This is a genomic window from Stenotrophomonas sp. CASM101, from assembly GCF_049384845.1.
In the GTDB taxonomy this organism is placed as follows: domain Bacteria; phylum Pseudomonadota; class Gammaproteobacteria; order Xanthomonadales; family Xanthomonadaceae; genus Stenotrophomonas; species Stenotrophomonas hibiscicola.
Genome location: NZ_JBMRFR010000003.1, coordinates 143199 through 161434 on the forward strand (window position 1 = coordinate 143199; position 18236 = coordinate 161434).

Below are 18236 nucleotides of genomic sequence, written 5' to 3' on the forward strand. Positions count from 1 at the left end.
GAATTCGGAGGGGGCTCATTGTCCGCCATCGGCCGGTGACAGGCCGGCAACGAAGTGTTGCAGGGCGGCGGCCACCTCATCGGCATGGCCGAGGAAAGGCGCATGTCCACCATGGGCGATCGTCAGCGCCTGCGCGCCCGGGGCCAGCGCCGCAGCGGCCTGCATGGCGACCGGTGACACCAGGCGGTCTCGCTGGCCGGCGATCCACAGGCTGGGCTTGCCCAGCGTCGGCAGCGCGCCGCGCAGATCGGTGCTTTCGAGCAGGCGCAGGCCTTCCAGCAGGGCGCGTTCGGTGGGCGCACCGCGCTCGACCAGGCGCTGCCGCAGGATGCGCAGCTCCTCGCGGGCGTGTGCCGAGCCCATCACGTCCAGCGCGAGGAAGCGTTCCAGGGTGCCGCCGAAGTCGGTGGCCAGCTCGCGCCCGAACTGCTCGAACACCGCCGGTTCCACTGCATGCGGCCAGTCTTCGCCACGCACGAAGCGTGGCGTGGCCGCGATCATCGCCAGCCCGCGCACCTTCGGCAGCGTCGCGGCAGCGTGCAGCGCGAACAGACCGCCCAGCGACCAGCCGCACCACACCGCCGGGGGTGTGGCCGCGGCAATGGCACTGACCACGAACGGCAGGCGCAGCGGCGTGGTGTCGTCGCGGCTGTGGCCATGGCCGGGCAGGTCGACCAGGTGCAGGGTGAACTGGTCTGCCAGGCGCTGCACCAGCGGCGCGAATACACCGCCCTGCAGGGCCCAGCCGTGGATCAGTACCAGGTCCGGCCCTTGGCCGGTGACGTCGATATGCATGGGAAAACGACAGCAGGCTCAGGCAAAGACAGGCAACGGCGGTGGCGCGGCGTCACGCACCGCCAGGGTCACGCGATCGCGCGCGCTGGCGAGAGCCTCCACCAGGCCGCGCACCTGTTCCGGCGTATGCAGCGCGGATAGTGTGATGCGCAGGCGCGCCTTGCCTTCGGGCACCGTGGGCGGACGGATCGCGCCGACCAGCCAACCGGCCTGTTCCAGCGCCTTGGACATCGCCACGGCGCGGTGATCGTCACCACACAGCAGCGGTTGTATCGGCGTCTCCGAAGCCATCAGGTCCAGGCCATGGCGACGCGCTTCACTACGGAACAGCGCGATCAGGTCAGTCAGCTTGGTGCGACGCCAGTGGTCGCGGCGCGCCAGGCGCACCGCTTCAAGCGCCGCAGCGGCCGTCGCCGGTGGCACGGCGGTGGTGTAGATGTACGGGCGCGCGGTTTCGGCCAGATGTTCGATCAGGTCGTCGCGGCCGAGCACCAAGGCGCCGGAACCACCCAGTGCCTTGCCCAGCGTGACCAGCTGCAGCGGCACATCGTCCACGCCCAGCCCGGCGGCGGCCACGGCACCACGGCCATCACCGACCACGCCTACACCGTGCGCATCATCCACATAGAACAGCGCCTGTTGCAGGCGTGCCACAAGCGACAATGCACGCAGCGGTGCGATGTCGCCGTCCATGCTGAAGACACCATCGGTGGCCAGCATTGCCGCGCCGTCGGGCGCGTGCTTGAGCTGGCGCATCGCGCCTTCCGCATCCAGGTGTGGGTAGCGGCGCAGGCGCGCACCGGCCAGCCGGGTGGCATCAAGGAGGCTGGCGTGGTTGAGCTTGTCCTGTACGCAGACATCGTTCTCTTCGCTCAGCAGTGCCTGCTGCACCGCCAGATTGGCGGCGAAGCCACTGCCGAACAGCAGCGCACGCGGATAGCCAAGCCACTCGGCCACCTCGCGTTCCAGCGCCTCATGCAGGGCATGATGGCCGCAGACCAGGTGCGAGGCACCGGCGCCAGCGCCTTCGCGTGCGGCGGCGTCCTGCAGCGCGTTGACCACGCTGAACTGCTGGGCCAGGCCCAGGTAGTCGTTGCTGCAGAAGCCGGTCAGCCACTGGCCGTCCACTTCCAGGCGCACGCCATCACGACGGGTGACCGTGCGTCGCGGGCGGCGACGGCCTTGGGCATCGCGCAGAGCGCGCTGGGCGTGGAGGCGGGCGGTCAGGTCGGGGCGGGCCATGGTGGCTGAATGCGTCGACGGAGCGGCTAGGGTAGCGCGTTGCCGCGGCGCCTGCTTGCGGCCCGTCTCAGGCCGCGTGAGCGCAGCCGCAGCCGGGTGCATCGGCGCTGATATCGGCGTGCACGGTGCCGCCGTGGTCGTGGCCTTCGGCATCCACCTGCACGGCCATCGGCTGCAACCCCAGCCGCGCGAACAAAGCCAGGTCGCGCTCGCTCTCCGGGTTGCCGGTGGTCAGCAGCTTGTCGCCGTAGAAGATGGAGTTGGCGCCGGCCAGGAAACACAGCGCCTGCAGTTCGTCACTCATCGCCTCGCGCCCGGCCGACAGCCGCACCATCGCGCGCGGCATGGCGATGCGGGCCACCGCGATCATGCGCACGAACTCGAACGGGTCCAGCTCGGCACTGCCGTGCAGCGGCGTGCCCACCACCTGCACCAGCTTGTTGATCGGCACCGAATCGGGGTGTGCCGGCAGCGTGGCCAGTGCCAGCAGCAGGCCAACGCGCTGCGCGCGCGTCTCGCCCATGCCGACGATGCCACCACAGCAGGTCTTCAGGCCGGCATCGCGCACGTGTTCCAGCGTATCCAGGCGGTCCTGGTACTGGCGCGTGTGGATGATCGAATCGTAGTAGTCCGGCGCGGTGTCGAGGTTGTGGTTGTAGTAGTCCAGGCCCGCGTCCTTCAGCGCACGTGCCTGCTCGCCGCTGAGCATGCCCAGCGTGGCGCAGGTCTCCAGGCCCAGCGCCTTCACCCCGGCGATCATCGCCGCCACCTTCGGAATGTCGCGGTCCTTTGGCGATCGCCACGCGGCACCCAAGCAGAAGCGCGACGCACCGGCGGCCTTGGCCTGGCGCGCCTTGGCCAGCACCGCATCGGTCTCCATCAGCTTCTGCGCATTCACCCCGGTGCTGTAGCGCTGCGCCTGCGGGCAGTACGCGCAGTCTTCCGGGCAGCCTCCGGTCTTCACCGACAACAGCGTGGACACCTGCACCTGCGCCGGATCGAAGTGCTCGCGGTGCACCGCGGCGGCGCGGAACAGCAGCTCGGGAAACGGCAGATCGAACAGCGCCTGCAGTTCGTCGTGATGCCAGTCGTGGCGGATGGCAGCAGCCATGGCGGGGCCTTGGGTACGAGTGGAGCGAGGGCGGCAGTGTGGGTGGGGGGGCACGGACTGTCAACTTTTAGTTTGATGTTTTGGTTTACTTGGCCGTGACTGGAATGGAATCCCATACAAGCGATGGCCATGGCGCTGCATCGATTGCGGGCATCGCTGCTGCCGCGGCGAACCCCGTCCTCGGGCCGGGAGCGGGGGCAGCCTGCGCGGTGAGCTTGGCCCGAACATCGTCAGGATCGACCCGCGCAGCGCGTTGGACGTAACCTCAAGCACACACGTTCAATCGGGCAGCGCTGCAATGGACAATCCGGACAACTGGCAGCCGATCACCCGGGAAGAACTGGAAACCCTGGTCGCACGGCAGTTGCAGGATTGCTCACCTGTCCAACGAGCCACCTTCGAATCCCTGCGCGTGCCATTCCATGCGGTTCGGTTGCACAGGCTGGGCATGATTGAGTGGGTCTGGGCGGTCGCACAGCTGCCCGACGGGTTGCTGTACTACGAGGACGTCGAGGAAGGATTCGAGATGGGCACGCCGGGAGAGGATGGTGTGTTGCCGAACCAAGGCTGTTCTCAGCTGACGCTGACCCACATTCTGCATCGTTTGGTGATCTGAGCATCAGATCTCGCAGATCGCTGCATCTGCCCGAGTTCAGGACGCTCTTCTGGCGGCATACGTGCATTTCACCGCATCCTGCAAGGCCTTCGGCCACAGTGGCCGCTGTCTAACCAAAGCGCTGGCGCGCAGACTTTGACTCATGACCGATCTCCATCGCCTCCGCGGCCGCATCACCGCGCTGGTTCTCAGCGAAGCCTGGCGCCGCCGCGCCGCGCTCTGGGGCGGCGCCGTGGCCGTGGCGCTGGTGGCCATCCTGTTCGCCAAGGCCAGCGATGCGGCCTTCCATCTGTTCCAGCGCATCACGTCACACTCGCCATGGTGGGCCCTGCTGCTCACGCCCGGCATCTTCGCGCTGCTGGCGTGGCTCACTTCCGGCGTGCTGAAGCCCACGCGGGGCAGCGGCATTCCGCAGGTCATCGCCGCGCTGGACAAGGCCGATGAGCCGTTCCGGAAAACCAACCTTTCCCCAGCGGTTTCGGCCGGCAAGCTGCTGCTGACCTCGCTGTCGCTGCTGGGGGGCGCATCGGTCGGGCGCGAGGGGCCCACCGTGCACGTAGGCGCAAGCCTGATGTATCTGTTCGGCCGCTGGTTCGGTTTCAAGGATCCCCGCGAGCTCTCGCACTTCCTGCTGGCCGGTGGTGCGGCGGGTATCGCGGCGGCCTTCAACACGCCGCTGGCCGGTATCGTCTTCGCCATCGAGGAGCTCAGCGGCCGCTTCGAGCATCGTTTCTCAGGCACCCTGCTGACCGCAGTGATCGTCGGCGGCGTGGTGTCGCTGGGCCTGCTCGGCAACTACACCTACTTCGGCCATGTGAGTGCACGCCTGCCACTCGGCCAGGGCTGGCTGGCCATCCTGCTTTGCGGCGTGGTGGCAGGGCTGCTGGGCGGCCTGTTCGCGCGTGCGGTGCTGGCCAGTGCGGCGGGCCGCCCGCGTTGGCTCGGGCAACTGCGGCAGCGGCATCCGGTGCTGCTGGCCGCAGGCTGCGGCATGGCGGTGGTACTGCTCGCCCTGGTCTTCGGTGAAGGCGCGTTCGGCACCGGCTACGAGCAGGCGCGCAGCCTGGTGCAGGGGCAGGCGCTGGTCGGCCACGAGTTCGGGTTGATGAAGCTGCTGGCCAATCTGGCCTCGTACGTGGCGGGCATTCCCGGCGGCCTGTTCTCGCCGGCGCTGGCGGTCGGCGCTGGACTCGGCCACAACCTGGCAGTGCTGATGCCGGGCGTGGATCCGCGCGCGTTCGTGCTGCTGGGCATGTGTGCTTACCTGACCGGCGTTACCCAGGCCCCGCTGACGTCGGCGGTGATCTCGCTGGAACTGACCGACAGCGGCGACCTGCTGCTGCCGATACTGGCCACGGTGCTGATCGCGCGTGGCGTGTCCGGGCTGGTGTGCCGCGTGCCGATCTATCGCGGGCTGGCGGAGTTGTTGATCGGGCCCGCCGCTACGCCACCGGCGACCGGACAGGGTGAACGCCTTTCCTGACGGGCGGCGGCCCCCGTCGCAGTTGAGGGCAGTTCCGACACTGCAATCGGTGCTTCGCCGATGGCCGCACGCGGCGTGCGCCATCAAGTATTGGGTGATGCGTACTGATCTCCTGCGTTCGGCAACCCGTGTCTCGCGCGCACTGCTTGGTGCGCTGCTACCGCTCCGTTGCCTGGTCTGCGGCGACCCGGGCCACGATGATCTTGATCTGTGCTGGGCTTGCCTGGCCGATCTGCCCTGGGCAGGCCGTGCCTGCCTGCGCTGCGCCTTGCCGTTGCCCGACACCGCGTTGATCGTCTGTGGCACCTGCCGCGAGGAGGTACCGCCACAGGCGGCTACCCACGCCAGCCTGCTGTACCTGCCACCGGTCGACCAGTTGCTGGTCCGCTACAAGTTCCGTCAGGATCTCGCAGCCGGACGCCTGCTCGCGCAGCTGATGCAGCGCGCACCGCCGCCGTGGTGGTGTCCACCACTGGTGCCGGTGCCGCTGCACAATCGCCGGCTGCGCCAGCGCGGCTACAACCAGGCGGGCGAGCTGTGCCGGCTGCTGCCGATGCCGGTCTGGCAGGGGCTGTACCGGCGGCGCCACACCGCGCCGCAGTCCGAGCGCACGGCCGAACAGCGCAGGGAAAATCTGTTCGATGCATTCGACGTGCGTGGTTCCGTGCCCTCGCGGCTGACCGTGGTCGATGACGTGATGACCACTGGCAGCACGGTGATGGAGGTCGCCGAGACGCTGCGCCTGGTGGGCGCTGCGGAGGTGCGCGTGTGGGTCTGCGCGCGGGCGCCGTGATCGCCCTCTTCATCCACAGGGGCTAGGATGAGGCCGGTTCCGGATCGGAGGAGTGGCCATGAATTCCCCCTTGTCTCCCTTGTTGTCGGCGGTTGGGCGCAGCTGGTGGATCCTGCTGCTGTACGGGCTCGTCGCACTGGGTTTCGGCATCGTTGCCATTGGCTGGCCGCTGTCCGCAGCGATGGCACTGGCCTGGACACTGGGCGTGATGGCCATCGTTGAAGGCGTCATCAGCCTGTTCGCACTGATCAGCGGCGGCAGTGGTGCCTCGCGTGGGTGGCTGGCGCTGTATGCCATCGCCTCGCTGGGCTTCGGCATCCTGGCGGTGATCAACCCGCTGGCCACCGCCAGCGTGCTGGTGTTGTTCCTCGCAGCGTGGCTGCTGGTGGCGGGCATCTATCGCATCGTGCTCGCGATCCGCGTGCGCAAGCAGATCCAGGGCGAGTGGTTGCTGATACTCAGTGGTGTGCTTGCGGTGGTGCTGGGCCTGCTGTTTGCGGCCAACCCGTACGCAGGCGTGGCGGTGACCACGCTGTGGATCGGCATCGGCAGCCTGCTGTATGGGCTGCTGCAGGTACTGGTGGCATTCAAGCTGCGGAAGCTGAAGTGAGGGGCGCGTTTCCGTTCCTGCTGGGCGCAGCGCTGGTGCTGGCCGGATGCATGCCGGGTACCACGCCCGGTGCGCTGGCAGGCAAGGATCATGCGCCGCGCGCGGATGTGGATGTACGCCTGAGCGCGGTCGATGCGGACGGCAAGGGCAGGCAGGCGCAGTGGCAGGGCGAAACGCTCGCCCTGCGCGAGCCGCCGATCGCTGGCAGCGCCGACATCGCCGATGTGCGCTACGTGCTGGACGAGGCCAAGCAGCCGGGCCTGCAGATCCGGTTTCGACACGAAGCGCACCAGCGCATCCACGATGGCACGGCAGCACTGGTCGGTCAGCGAGCGGCGATCAGCGTGGATGGCGGCGTGCTGATGGTGGCGACGGTGCAGGGGCCGTTCGGCGAATCGATGATGCTGAGCGGGCTGCCCAGCGTTGCCGAGGCGCAGGAGCTGGCGAAGCACATCACTGGCGACTGACGGACGCGCCATGAACCCGCGGCGCGCGGGGTGGTCGACCAAGGTCGACCGCTACCGGGCGAACCGCGCCTCGATCTCTTCCAGCGACTTGCCCTTGGTCTCCGGCAGCCAGAATGCGGCCACCAGGAAGAACACGAAGGTACACGCCGCCCAGAACACGAACATGCTCGCATAGCCGTAGTGGCCCACGGTGGGCAGGAAGATGGCGGCGATGGTGGTGGACACGAACTGGTTGATCAGCAGCGCGATGCTCATGCCGTTGGAACGGATGCGGTTCGGCATCAGTTCCGACAGTGCCAGCCACACGCAGACGCCGGGGCCGACGGCGAAGAACGCCACGAACACCAGGATGCAGGCGGCCACGGCCCAGCCATGGGCCGGCGGCGGCACCGGGCCGATGCGGGCCTGCTCGATGCGCAATGGCGCCTGGCTGGCACTGGCCGGGTCGGCGAACGGGTTCAGATGCAGCTTGCGGAAGAACGCACCGATCACGCTGTCCGGCTGCACGGTGCCGGCACGCTCGATGCGCAGCTCGCGGTCGGTCAGGTTGTCGCTGCGGAGGGCGCGCACATTGGTGAAGTCGCCGTAGGCATACGACACGGTCAGTTGCAGCGGCCGGCCTTCGCTGTCGATGCCAGCGCCGAGGCGCTGCCACTGCGCATCATCCAGCACCAGCCGCAGGCCGTCGCCGCTGACCGCTGCCTGCAGTTGCGGCTGCACGTCGGTACGGCCGCGTTCAGCCTGGAAGAACAGCGTGGCCGCGCCCAGCAGGGCCACGCAGATGCCGCCACTGCCGAGCATCAGCAGGAATTTGCGGCCCTTGCGATCGACCAGCAGCAGCGCGACCACGGTCATCACCGCATTCAGCAGCTTGATCGCCACGTCGGCGCCGTTGGCCACCGAGCCGGACAGGCCGGCCTGGTTGAGGATGTTCACCGCGTAGGCCAGCACCGAATTGATGCCGGTGGCCTGGGTGCAGGCCAGCACCACGCAGGCCAGCACGAACGGCACCACGTAGCGGCGGCTGAGCAGTGGGTCGCGCTTGCCGTCGCTGCTGCTCGATTCCGGCGCCTGGATCTGGGCCAGCGTGGGCTCAACCTCTGCGGCGGGGAGGACGCGCTCAAGGCTGCGCCGGGCTTCAGCGATGCGGCCGCGGCGCACCAGCCAGCGTGGCGATTCGGACAGCCAGAAGATACCGGCGCAGAACAGCAGGCCTGGCGCCAGACAACTCCAGAAGATGGTGCGCCAGGCGTGGTCCTTCACCGTGAACAGTTCCTGCGCCTGCTGCGCGACCGGCAGCGAGCGCACGGCCTCGGCGGCGGCATCCACCGCATGGGCGTGGTACAGGCCGATCAGCGCGGCCAGCACCAGGCCGATGGTCAGCAGCAGCTGGAACATCGCCGCACCGCGTCCACGCCGCTCGGGGCTGAGCACTTCGGCCAGGTACAGCGGAATCACCACGCCGATCAGGCCGCCACTGATGCCCTGCAGCAGCCGCCCGAGCAGCAGCGGCGTGTAGCCCGAGGCCAGCGCCATGATCGGAATCGAGGCGGTGAACAGCAGGCCGGCCAGCAGCATCGCACCGCGGCGACCGATCAGGTCGGCGACCATGCCGGCGAACAGCGAGGACAGCACGCTGCCCAGCAGTACCGCCGCCACCACGAAGCCGAGCTGCTGGCTGCTGAGCTGCCAGGCGTGACTGGCGGTCGCTTCAAGATAGGGCAGGGCACCGGCGATGATGCCGATGTCGATGCCGTACAGCAGGCCCCCCAGGCCGCCGATGAAGAGCAGGTAGCGTACGGGCCAGCGCGGGGCGGTGCTTGCAGTCATCGGCAGTTCCTGTGGTAGCGCCGGGCCAGGCCCGGCGGCGGTTCGTCGCAGAGTGCATTCTGTAGAGCCGAGCCATGCTCGGCTGCTTTCCGTTCCGATATCGAGGTTCCCCATGCCGCGCTTCGCGCGGTGAGCCGAGCATGGCTCGGCTCTACAGGGAGCCCGCGCGGCATCCGGGCCGCATCGCTTGCGTCAGGTCAGATCGACCACGCGCCCACCAATGACCACCTGCTGCAGGCGCAGTTCGGCGTCCAGTACCACCAGGTCGGCGCGGGCGTCGGGCGCAATGCGGCCGCGATCGCCCAGGCCCAGATAGTCGGCCGGGAAGGTGGAAACACGTTGCGAGGCATCGGCCAGCTCCAGGCCGACGCGCACCAGGTTGCGCAGCGCCTGGTCCATGGTCAGTGCGCTGCCGGCCAGCGAACCCGTCGCCAGGCGCACGCAGCCGCCGCACTTGTGCACGCGCTGCTCGCCCAGCGCGTACTCGCCATCGGGCATGCCGGTGGCGGCAGTCGCGTCGGTCACCGCGTACAGGCGCGGAATCGCGCGCGCGGCCAGGCGGATCACGCCGGGATGGATGTGCTGCAGGTCGGGAATGATCTCGGCGTACTGCGCATGTGCCAGCGCCGCCGCGGCGATGCCAGGCCGGTAGTGGTCGACGCCGGTCATGCCGTTGAACAGATGGGTGAAGCCGGAAGCCCCGGCCTGCAGCGCAGCAACACCTTCTTCGTAAGTGCCGGCGCTGTGGCCAAGCTGCACACGGATGCCCATTGCCGAAAGCGCGGGAATCAGCGCGGTGTGCTCGCCGATTTCCGGCGCCAGTGTCATCACCCGGATCGGCGCCAGCGCGTGCAGCTGCTGCACCAGTGCCACCGTCGCCTCGATCGTACGATTGGGCTGTGCGCCCAGCCGCTGCGGGCTGATGAACGGTCCTTCCAGATGCACGCCGGCGATGCTGGCGGCGTCGGCATCGGGCGCCGCCATCGCCGCAGCGACGCCGTGCAGCGCGTGCTCGATCTCATCCAGGCCGGCGGTCATGGTGGTTGCCAGCAGCGTGGTGGTACCGAAGCGCAGGTGGGTGCGGGCGATGGTGCGGGCCACGTCGCCGCCCTGCATCAGGTCGACGCCGGCCGCACCATGCACGTGCAGGTCGATGAAGCCGGGCAGGATCACCGGCAGCTGCAGGTCGTCAGCGCCGCTGTGGTCGTCCACCTGCAGCTGGCGGATGTGCGAATCGAAGTGGACGTGGCCACGCCGCCAACCCAGCGGCGTGAGGATGCGGCCATGCAGGGTGCGGGTGTCGGTCATGCAGTGGGCTCGGCGATGATCACCTCGATGCCCAACCGCTGCAGCCCTTCACGGGTTGCGTCGTCGATGCCGGCGTCGGTGATGATGGCGTGGATCTGATCGAGAAGTGCGATGCGGTGCAGGCTGACGCGGCCGAACTTGGAGGCGTCGGTCAGCACCACGATGCGGCGCGCGCGCTCGACCATGCGGTGGTTGAGGCGGGCTTCGGCTTCATCGTGGGTGGTCAGGCCGAACTGCAGGTCCAGGCCGTCCACGCCCAGGAACAGGGTGTCGAAGCTGTAGGAGTTGAGGCTGGCTTCGGCCTGGCTGCCCTGCAGCGACAACGACTGCTGGCGCAGCAGTCCACCGGTCAGCAGCACGTTGATGCCGGGCGCGTTGGCCAGTTCCCAGGCGATGTTCAACCCATTGGTCATCACCGTCACGTCGCGCTGGGTGCGCAAGTGACGGGCCAGGGTCATCGTGGTCGAGCCGGAGTCGATGATGATGTTGTCACCGGGCCGCACCAGGCGCGCGGCACACGCGCCGATCGATTCCTTCAGCGGCAGGTTCAGTGCGTCCTTTTCGTGGATGTCCTGTTCCTGTGGCGGCGTGCGCACCAGCGTGGCGCCGCCGTGAGTACGATTGGCCAGGCCTTGCGATTCGAAGTGGGTCAGGTCGGCACGGATGGTCACCGCCGACACGCCGAAGCGCTCGACCAGATCGGCCACCTGCACCGAGCCGTGCTCGATCAGCAGCTGCAGGATCTGTTGCCGGCGGGAGCGGGTGTTGCGCATGGCCATTCTCGGTGTCGCGGGGAAAGGTAAAGATTAGCCGTTCGCAGCAACGGCGGCAGCCGCGTCTGCGTGATGCGTGCGGGTTCCGGCCTGGTTGGCGCTGCAGGCACGGGCGTACTCGCCCAGGCACAGGCCGATGCGGTGCTGCACCAGCGCGGTGGGCGTGTTGGCCAGCGTGCCCTCACGCACGGCGCGGTACTGCTCCGGCAGGTACTGGCTGAGCAGTACCAGTGGCGGCGCGTGCTGTTCCAGGTTGGCGAACAGGGTCTGCACCGCCTGCACCAGCGCGGGCTCGCCCCAGTAGTAGCGGCAGCGGTCGCTGAAGGAATAGCTGCGCAGCAGGCGCAGCGCTGCCTCATCGCCCTGGTAGTAGGACTGCCAGTACTTCGGCTGAGCCACCATCACTTCATCCAGCACCTGCGGCAGGCGCGAGCACTGTGCGGCCGGCAGCAGTTCGGCCTCGATCGCGGCCAGCGCGAACAGCGCTTCGCGGTAGGCGAAGGTCGCCGCCGGGCCGACCTTGAGGATGGCGAAGTGGTCGCGCACCAAGGCGTGCAGGCCACTTTCGCGCTGGTAGTCGGTGGAATGCGCTTCGAACACGATGCGCGGCTGCTGTTCGAGGAAGTCGGCCAGCGTGCTGGCGGCGGCTGGGTCGTACTCGTGCACACTGCTGTGGTCGAAGTCCACGCCCGGTTGCACCACCATGGCGATCACGCGCTGCCACGCATCGCGCAGCTGCGGCGTATCGAACGCCTGCTGATGAATCGCCAGGGTCTGCGCGGCAGCAGCGGGCGTGGTCACCTGCAGGCCCTCGGCCAGCGAGGCTTCACCCCCGGGAATCGGCACCTCGGTACCGATCACGTAGACCGGCGGCGGCAGGCCGTGTTCGGCGGCGGTGCGCTCGGCGATCTCGGCCAGCTCGGCCGAGCGTGCGGCAACGACGGCATCGGGCAGCGGCACCGGGTCATCGGCGCAGGACATGCTGCAATCGAGGTGGATCTTGTGGAAACCGGCGGTGACATAGGCTTCGATCAGCACGCGTGCGTGGGTCATCGCTTCGGCGGCCGGGCGCTTCTGCCAGGCATTCGGGCCGAGGTGGTCGCCGCCCAGGATCAGCCGCTCGCGCGGGAAGCCTTCTTCATCGGCCAGCGTGCCCACGTAGTCGCGGTACTGCGGCGGGGTCATGCCGGTGTAGCCGCCGAACTGGTCGACCTGGTTGGAGGTGGCCTCGATCAGCAGCACGGTGCCATGCGCCAGGGCGACGTGCATGGCCGCGCGCAGCACCTGCTCGTTGCTGCAGCAGACGCTGTACAGGCCGACGTTGGCGCCGGCGCGGTGGGAAGCAAGCAGGGTCTGCAACGGGGACATGGTCAGGCTCCGGAGATCAGGAAAACGAGGGTTGGCAGGCGAGCAGGGCGGCACCACGTGCGCCACCGGCATCGCCGAACCGTGGCGGCACGATCGGCGGGACCTGCACGCCATTGAACAGATGGGTGGCGATGGCGGCCGGCAGCTGCTGGTACAGCGGCGCGTACTGCGAGAGTCCGCCGCCGAGCACGATCACGTGCGGGTCCAGTGCCAGCACCAGCGCGGCCAGGCTGTGGCCGAGCAGGTCACGATGGATGTCCAGCGCCTTGCGCGCGCGGGCATCGTCGGTTTCGGCCAGCGTGATCACCGCACTGGCGTCGACGGCGCTGCCTCCGAGGTGGCGTTCGATCATGGCCAATCCGCTGCCGGACACATAGCGCTCAACGCAGCCCTGCAGGCCGCAGCCGCAGTCCAGCAGCGGCAGGCCATGGCGCTGCAGCAGATGGCCGGGCACGCTCCAGTGGCCCCATTCGCCGGCCAGGCCGTTGAAGCCGGACAGCAGCCGGCCCTGCAGGCAGAAGCCACCGCCGGCACCGGTGCCGAGGATGGCGCCGAACATGCTGGGGTAGCCATCGGCGGCGCCGCCGTGCGCTTCAGACAGGGCAAAGCACTGCAGATCGTTGCCGAAGTGCAGCGGGCGCTGCAGGCGTGCCTGCAGATCCTGCGCCACGCATTGGCCGGTCAGTGCAGGCACGTTCGCGCTGAGTTGGCGGCCGCTGCGGCGGTCGCGCACGCCGGGCAGGGCGATGCCGATGGCCGCATCGCTGCGGCCGAGGGCAGCGTCCGCCTCGGCGACCAGCGCCACCACCGCCTGCAGGAAGCCGTCGTAGTCACCCTGTGGGGTGGCCACGCGGCGGCGCCAGGTGACCTGCATCGCCGCATCGCACGCCACCAGCTCGATCTTGGTGCCGCCGATGTCGATGCCATAGCAGGCGTGGGCGATCAGCTCAGCCATGGTGGATGGTGACGCCCTTGACGACGCGGTTGACGGTGCCGTCCGGGAACGGGTTGTCCGGGGTCAGGCCCAGCGCGGCCGAGCGCTGCAGCGCGAACAACTGCGCGAAGCCCAGCCACACCGGTGCCAGCCACGGATCGTCCAGTGCCGGCACGGTGAGGGTGTATTCGTCATCGGCGCCGATGTCCGAATGCGGGCCGATCGCCAGCACCTGGCCGGCCACGCCGTCGCGGCGCAGCTCTTCCAGCAGGTCCTGTTCGTAGCGGCGCGCCAGCGGCTGCACGCTGCGCAGCACCACCACCAGGGTGTTGCCGTCCAGCGTCGACTTCGGGCCATGGCGGAACCCCAATGGCGTGTTGGCCAACGCCAGCACGCGCCCGGCGGTCAGCTCCAGCACCTTCAGCGCGCACTCGCGCGCCAGCGCTTCCAGCGGGCCGCTGCCGAGGTAGATGATGCGGTTGAACGGGCGCTGCGCCAGCGCCGCCACCGGTGCATCCCACTGCGCCTGGCCTTCGCGGGCCAGCGCGGCGATCTGCTTCAGGCGCGCCACGCGCGCATCCCACGGCGAACGATCGAACACGGTCAGCGCAGCCAGCAGCATGCAGGTCAGGCTGCTGGTCATGGCGAAGGCGCGATCGCAGCTGGCCGACGGCATCAGCAGCGTGCAGGTATCGGCACGGCCGGCCCCACGGCGGGCCAGTTCGCCATCGGCGTTGCAGGTGATGTCGAGGAAGCGCGCGTCATCCACGTCGCTGCGCACGCGCTCCACCGCGGCCACGCTTTCCGGGCTGGAACCGCTGCGGCCGAACGACACCAGCAGGGTCGGGCGGTCGCGCTGCAGGTACAGTGCCGGATGGGTCAGCAGGCTGGTGGTGTGCACCACGCGCACCTCGGCCGCCCACTGCGCATTGATCGCATCGGCCACCATCTCGGCGATGAAGCCGGAGCTGCCGGCGCCGGTGAACAGCACGCGCTGGTTGGGATCGTTGAGGCTGCCGCCGAGGAAGGCCTGCAGGCGGTCGCGGGCACGCGACAGATCCTGGGCGAGGGCTTCCCACAGCGCTGGCTGCTGGGCGATTTCGGTAGCGGTATCGGCTCCGCCAAGGCGCTGCCAGGCGGACACATCGGAAAGCAGGGTGACGTCCATTCGGAGGTTCCAGTTGGGCCAGCGCACCATCTGCGTTTTCTTTCGAAATGTCAAACATCGAAAGTAAAAAGAAAGAAAATGACGCGATGACTTTTCCCGCTGCCGAGCACTCGGGAAAACGAAAGAACGGGGCGAATGCCGCATCGCACAATGCTTAACAGGCAGCTGCAATCGATTACACAAAGTACTGCGACGCAACAACTTTCGTTTCAAAGGAATATATCTTCCTTTTTCCTTTCAATTTGTTGACATCTTTCGAATCGCTGCCCTAGAGTCGGCCCAACCGCTTTCGAAACGCCCGGTAAACGGGTTGGGAGTCCGTGTGGAAATCTGCGTTCGTCGCTCGCCGCTGATGCTGGCCCTGGTGCCGGCCTTGATGCTGGCGTCCATGACGGCCCGCGCCGAGCCGGTCGGCAACCTGCGTTCGGTTGCCGCCAGCGCCAGCCGCGACGGCGTGCAGGGCTGGGACCTGCAGACCGACAAGGGAGCGCGCATCCGCATTGAACTGCCGACGACCGACATCATCCGCGTGCAAGCCGGCCGCAACGGCACGCTGACCGGCGCCGGCGACAAAGCCGCACCGATCGTGCTGCCGCAGCCCAAGGCGAACGTGCAGGCGCAGCTGGAAGAAGATGCGCAGGAAATCCGCGTGCGCACCGAGTCACTGGTGTTGCATGTACAGCGGCAGCCGCTGCGCATGCGCCTGGAACGGCTGGACAACGGCCAACCCACCGCGCTGTGGCAGGAACTGCAGCCGCTGGACCTGGATGCCACGCAGAGCGTGCAGGTGCTGTCCTCGCAGGCCGATGAGGGCTACTTCGGTGGCGGCCAGCAGAACGGCCGCTACCAGTTCAAGGGCCGCGAGCTGGAGGTGTCCTATTCCGGCGGCTGGGAAGAGGGCGACCGCCCCAGTCCTGCACCGATGCTGCTGAGCAGCCGTGGCTGGGGCATGCTGCGCAACACTTGGAGCGATGGCAGCTACGATCTGCGCGAGGCCGACCAGGCCACGCTGCTGCATCGCGAAGACCGCTTCGATGCCTATTACTTCGTCGGCGCCGACCTGCCGAAACTGATCGAGCGCTACACCCAGCTGACCGGCCGCCCGAACATGGTCGCGCGCTGGGCGCTGTCCTACGGCGACGCCGATTGCTACAACGACGGCGACAACAGCAGGAAGCCCGGCACCGTGCCCGAAGGCTGGAGTGACGGCCCGACCGGCACCACGCCGGATGTCATCAACAGCGTGGCCAAGCAGTACCGCGCCCACGACATGCCCGGTGGCTGGATCCTGCCCAACGATGGCTACGGCTGCGGCTACAAGCAGTTGCCGGAAACGGTGAAGGGGCTCGCCGGCTACGGTTTCCGCACCGGCCTGTGGACCGAGAACGGCGTCGACAAGATCGCCTGGGAAGTGGGCAAGGCCGGCAGCCGCGTGCAGAAGCTGGACGTCGCCTGGACCGGCAAGGGCTACCAGTTCGCGATGGACGCCAACCGTCAGGCGTTCAACGGCATCCTCGACAATTCCGATTCGCGCCCGTTCCTGTGGACGGTGATGGGCTGGGCCGGCATCCAGCGCTATGCGGTGGCCTGGACCGGCGACCAGAGCAGCAGCTGGGATTACATCCGCTGGCACGTGCCGACCCTGGTCGGGTCGGGCCTGTCCGGCATGGCCTACGCCAGCGGCGATGTGGATGCGATCTTCGGCGGCAGCGCCGAGACCTTCACCCGCGACCTGCAGTGGAAGGCGTTCACGCCGGTACTGATGGGCATGAGCGGCTGGTCGTCGAACGCACGCAAGCATCCGTGGTGGTACGACGAGCCCTACCGCAGCATCAACCGCGATTACCTGAAGTTGAAGATGCGCCTGACCCCGTACATGTACGGCCTGGTGCACGAGGCCGCGCAGACCGGCGCACCGCCGGTGCGCGGCCTGATGTGGGACAACCCGCGCGACCCGCATGCGCAGGATGAAACCTACAAGTACCAGTTCCTGCTTGGCCGCGACCTGCTGGTGGCGCCGGTGTACCGCAGCCAGGCCGCCAGCCGTGGCTGGCGCCGCGACATCCACCTGCCGGCCGGCGGCTGGATCGACTACTGGGATGGCCGCCGCGTGCAGGCCGGCGCCGACGGCCGCCAGCTCGACCGCCAGGTGGACCTGGCCACGCTGCCGGTGTTCGTGCGTGCCGGTGCGATCCTGCCGATGTACCCCTCGATGCTGTTCGACAGCGAAAAGCCGCTCGATGAAGTGACCTTCGATCTGTATCCGCAGGGCGAGTCGCAGTACACGCTGTACGAAGACGATGGCAACACGCGCCGCTACCAGCAGGGTGAGTCGAGCACGCAGGTGATCCGCGTGCAGGCGCCGGTGCAGGGCAGTGGCCCGGTGCAGGTGCAGATCGATCCGGTGCAGGGCCAGTACAACGGCCAGCTGGCGCAGCGCCGTTATGGCCTGCGCGTGCTCAGCCGGCAGGCGCCGCGTGCGGTGCATGCCGGTGGCCGCACGTTGCCGGCGCTGGCCGATGCGGCGGCGTTCAACGGTGCGGCTGAAGGCTGGTACTTCGATGCCAAGGAGCGCCGTGGCACGCTGCACGTGCGTACCGCTACCCAGGACATCCGCCAGCCGCTTCAGCTGCAGCTGGACTTCGAGGTGGCCGCTGCGGCCGCCGACGATGCCTATCCGGCCGCGCCGGTACTCGGCCGCGAACTGCCGGCCGACAGCCTGCTGGTGGTCAATCGCCCGGCCGAAGAGCCCGGCCATGCGCTGGAAAATGCCTTCGATGATGACCCGGCCACCTGGTTCCGCAGTGTGCGCAACCAAGCCGTGCGCACCGGTGCGCATGAGTGGGTGATCGGGTTCGGCGAGCGCAGGATGATCGATGGCATCGACATCGCGCCGCGCAACGACAAGAACTGGAAGCACGGCCAGGTACGCGATTACGAGGTCTACCTGGGCGACAGCAACGGCGAGTGGGGCGAGCCGATCGCGCGTGGCCGCCTGCAGTTGAAGGAAGGCGTGCAGCGCATCGCGTTCCCGGCCCATGCCGGCCGCCTGCTGCGCTTCCGCGTGCTGAGCGTGCAGAACCCGGAAGGCGATGGCGCCAGCAGCACCGATCCGATGGTTACCGCCGCACAGGGCAGTGCCCGCGCCTTCGATGCGCTGCAGCCGCGCGACGTCGGCCCGATCGCACTGTCCACCTTCCACATCCTCGAACACCAGGAACCGGAGCGACCGGCCCGGCAGCGCTATCTCTCCGAGCTGCCGGTGCCGGCCGCGCTGGCCAGCCAGGTGCGCGCCGACCAGTCGTTCCGTGGCGACGCCGGCATGCGCATGAACGGCCTGCAGTTCCGCCGTGGCCTGGGCGTCGGTGCCAACAGCCGCATCGACCTGCGCCTGCAGGGCGGCTGGCACCTGCTGCGTGCCGACCTCGGCATCGACGACGCCTGCCGCAGCGCCGGTGGCCTGCAGTTCCAGGTCTGGGGTGACAACCGCCTGCTGTACGACAGCGGCCTGGTGAAGGCACCCGGCGTGGTCAAGCCGGAGCTGGACATCCGTGGCCTTTCCACCCTGAGCCTGCGCACGCTGGGTGCGCAGGGCAGCCAACCCGCCCAGGTCTGTGCCAACTGGGCCAACGCCGTACTGATCGGCCAGGAGGGCGACTCCGCCAGCATCGTCGCCCCATGACCCCCTCGTAACACCGCTCCTCCCCCCGCCCATTCCGACTACGGCCCTCTTGGCCG

15 protein-coding genes are annotated in these 18236 nt (G+C 68.4%); 6 read left to right on the plus strand and 9 right to left on the minus strand.

All coding sequences use genetic code 11. The features are described 5' to 3' along the window. Window positions 1-15: 15 nt before the first annotated feature. The 3 genes from bioH to bioB all read right to left on the minus strand — a co-directional run bounded on the left by bioH (window position 16) and on the right by bioB (window position 3148). The gene (bioH, locus tag VG543_RS06940) at window positions 16-795 is read right to left on the minus strand and encodes a pimeloyl-ACP methyl ester esterase BioH (protein WP_423178333.1); all 780 of its coding nucleotides are present in this window, start codon (window positions 793-795) and stop codon (window positions 16-18) included. 18 nt (window positions 796-813) lie between these two features. Next, a complete protein-coding gene (bioF, locus tag VG543_RS06945) occupies window positions 814-2037 on the minus strand; it encodes an 8-amino-7-oxononanoate synthase (protein ID WP_423178332.1) in 1224 nt (407 codons plus the stop codon). Window positions 2038-2104: 67 nt separating this feature from the next. Continuing rightward, window positions 2105-3148, minus strand: a complete 1044-nt coding sequence (gene bioB / locus VG543_RS06950; RefSeq protein ID WP_423178330.1) for a biotin synthase BioB — start codon at window positions 3146-3148, stop codon at window positions 2105-2107. 298 nt (window positions 3149-3446) lie between these two features. Between bioB and VG543_RS06955 the strand changes: the two genes are divergently transcribed. The 5 genes from VG543_RS06955 to VG543_RS06975 all read left to right on the plus strand — a co-directional run bounded on the left by VG543_RS06955 (window position 3447) and on the right by VG543_RS06975 (window position 7117). Next, complete coding sequence (locus VG543_RS06955) at window positions 3447-3764, plus strand: hypothetical protein (protein ID WP_111098629.1); 318 nt, start codon at window positions 3447-3449, stop codon at window positions 3762-3764. A 142-nt stretch (window positions 3765-3906) separates the two neighbouring features. Next, window positions 3907-5247: a chloride channel protein gene (locus VG543_RS06960; protein WP_058979044.1), complete on the plus strand. Its 1341-nt coding sequence runs from the start codon at window positions 3907-3909 to the stop codon at window positions 5245-5247. A 97-nt stretch (window positions 5248-5344) separates the two neighbouring features. Then, complete coding sequence (locus VG543_RS06965) at window positions 5345-6040, plus strand: ComF family protein (RefSeq protein ID WP_423178328.1); 696 nt, start codon at window positions 5345-5347, stop codon at window positions 6038-6040. Between the two features lie 58 nt (window positions 6041-6098). After that, window positions 6099-6650: an HdeD family acid-resistance protein gene (locus tag VG543_RS06970; protein WP_111103902.1), complete on the plus strand. Its 552-nt coding sequence runs from the start codon at window positions 6099-6101 to the stop codon at window positions 6648-6650. Beyond that, complete coding sequence (locus tag VG543_RS06975; RefSeq protein ID WP_423178326.1) at window positions 6647-7117, plus strand: SecDF P1 head subdomain-containing protein; 471 nt, start codon at window positions 6647-6649, stop codon at window positions 7115-7117. The genes VG543_RS06970 and VG543_RS06975 overlap by 4 nt, the downstream gene beginning before the upstream one ends. A 51-nt stretch (window positions 7118-7168) precedes the next feature. On the opposite strand, the gene VG543_RS06980 is transcribed toward VG543_RS06975, so the two are convergent. The 6 genes from VG543_RS06980 to VG543_RS07005 form a co-directional block, all read right to left on the minus strand. Then, window positions 7169-8947 carry an MFS transporter gene (locus VG543_RS06980; protein WP_423178324.1) on the minus strand — a complete coding sequence of 593 codons (1779 nt, stop codon included), beginning with the start codon at window positions 8945-8947 and terminating at the stop codon, window positions 7169-7171. 192 nt (window positions 8948-9139) lie between these two features. Continuing rightward, window positions 9140-10255, minus strand: a complete 1116-nt coding sequence (nagA, locus tag VG543_RS06985) for an N-acetylglucosamine-6-phosphate deacetylase (RefSeq protein WP_312546059.1) — start codon at window positions 10253-10255, stop codon at window positions 9140-9142. Beyond that, window positions 10252-11028: a DeoR family transcriptional regulator gene (locus VG543_RS06990; RefSeq protein WP_010482152.1), complete on the minus strand. Its 777-nt coding sequence runs from the start codon at window positions 11026-11028 to the stop codon at window positions 10252-10254. Before VG543_RS06990 ends, nagA begins: the two co-directional genes overlap by 4 nt. 33 nt (window positions 11029-11061) lie before the next feature. Further along, window positions 11062-12396, minus strand: a complete 1335-nt coding sequence (locus VG543_RS06995; protein WP_227844508.1) for a D-tagatose-bisphosphate aldolase, class II, non-catalytic subunit — start codon at window positions 12394-12396, stop codon at window positions 11062-11064. Between the two features lie 16 nt (window positions 12397-12412). Next, on the minus strand, window positions 12413-13351 hold the full coding sequence (locus tag VG543_RS07000) for an ROK family protein (protein ID WP_423178321.1): 939 nt from the start codon (window positions 13349-13351) through the stop codon (window positions 12413-12415). Further along, entirely contained in the window at window positions 13344-14498 is a 1155-nt protein-coding gene (locus VG543_RS07005) for an SIS domain-containing protein (protein ID WP_346474340.1), read from the minus strand. Before VG543_RS07005 ends, VG543_RS07000 begins: the two co-directional genes overlap by 8 nt. Window positions 14499-14820: 322 nt before the next feature. Here VG543_RS07005 and VG543_RS07010 point away from each other — a divergent pair, with 322 nt between their 5' ends. After that, complete coding sequence (locus VG543_RS07010) at window positions 14821-18180, plus strand: TIM-barrel domain-containing protein (RefSeq protein ID WP_423178319.1); 3360 nt, start codon at window positions 14821-14823, stop codon at window positions 18178-18180. Window positions 18181-18236: the final 56 nt, after the last annotated feature.

Bases quoted from the DNA above. Each gene is read 5' to 3' on its own strand.
- bioH (WP_423178333.1), bottom strand. From the start codon at position 795: ATGCATATCGACGTCACCGGCCAAGGGCCGGACCTGGTACTGATCCAC.
- bioF (WP_423178332.1), bottom strand. From the start codon at position 2,037: ATGGCCCGCCCCGACCTGACCGCCCGCCTCCACGCCCAGCGCGCTCTG.
- bioB (WP_423178330.1), bottom strand. From the start codon at position 3,148: ATGGCTGCTGCCATCCGCCACGACTGGCATCACGACGAACTGCAGGCG.
- VG543_RS06955 (WP_111098629.1), top strand. From the start codon at position 3,447: ATGGACAATCCGGACAACTGGCAGCCGATCACCCGGGAAGAACTGGAA.
- VG543_RS06960 (WP_058979044.1), top strand. From the start codon at position 3,907: ATGACCGATCTCCATCGCCTCCGCGGCCGCATCACCGCGCTGGTTCTC.
- VG543_RS06965 (WP_423178328.1), top strand. From the start codon at position 5,345: ATGCGTACTGATCTCCTGCGTTCGGCAACCCGTGTCTCGCGCGCACTG.
- VG543_RS06970 (WP_111103902.1), top strand. From the start codon at position 6,099: ATGAATTCCCCCTTGTCTCCCTTGTTGTCGGCGGTTGGGCGCAGCTGG.
- VG543_RS06980 (WP_423178324.1), bottom strand. From the start codon at position 8,947: ATGACTGCAAGCACCGCCCCGCGCTGGCCCGTACGCTACCTGCTCTTC.
- nagA (WP_312546059.1), bottom strand. From the start codon at position 10,255: ATGACCGACACCCGCACCCTGCATGGCCGCATCCTCACGCCGCTGGGT.
- VG543_RS06990 (WP_010482152.1), bottom strand. From the start codon at position 11,028: ATGCGCAACACCCGCTCCCGCCGGCAACAGATCCTGCAGCTGCTGATC.
- VG543_RS06995 (WP_227844508.1), bottom strand. From the start codon at position 12,396: ATGTCCCCGTTGCAGACCCTGCTTGCTTCCCACCGCGCCGGCGCCAAC.
- VG543_RS07000 (WP_423178321.1), bottom strand. From the start codon at position 13,351: ATGGCTGAGCTGATCGCCCACGCCTGCTATGGCATCGACATCGGCGGC.
- VG543_RS07005 (WP_346474340.1), bottom strand. From the start codon at position 14,498: ATGGACGTCACCCTGCTTTCCGATGTGTCCGCCTGGCAGCGCCTTGGC.